Origin of the sequence: Cupriavidus sp. SIMBA_020 (genome assembly GCF_046535395.1) — a bacterium.
GTDB classification, from domain to species: Bacteria; Pseudomonadota; Gammaproteobacteria; order Burkholderiales; family Burkholderiaceae; genus Cupriavidus; species Cupriavidus campinensis.
Map to the genome: position 1 here is coordinate 1 of NZ_JAWRWU010000987.1, position 259 is coordinate 259.

General features: G+C 64.1%; 1 protein-coding gene. It reads left to right on the forward strand.

Annotated features, from left to right (window positions below; genetic code table 11):
• Window positions 1-259, forward strand: a 259-nt coding sequence (locus SB751_RS32430; protein ID WP_410749313.1) for a chorismate-binding protein, incomplete at both ends; no start/stop codon positions are given.

Consider the following 259-nt stretch of genomic DNA (forward strand, 5'->3'; position numbering starts at 1 on the left):
CGCGCAGATCGGCTCGGTGGTCGTCACCGACAAGATGGTGATCGAAAAGTACTCGCACGTGCAGCACATCGTAAGCTCGGTGGAAGGCAAGCTGAAACCCGGCACCACCAATTTCGACGTGCTGCGCGCCACCTTCCCGGCCGGCACGCTGTCGGGTGCGCCGAAGGTCCGCGCGATGGAACTGATCGACGAACTCGAACCCGTGAAGCGCGGCCTGTACGGCGGTGCGGTCGGCTACCTGTCGTTCACCGGCGAGATG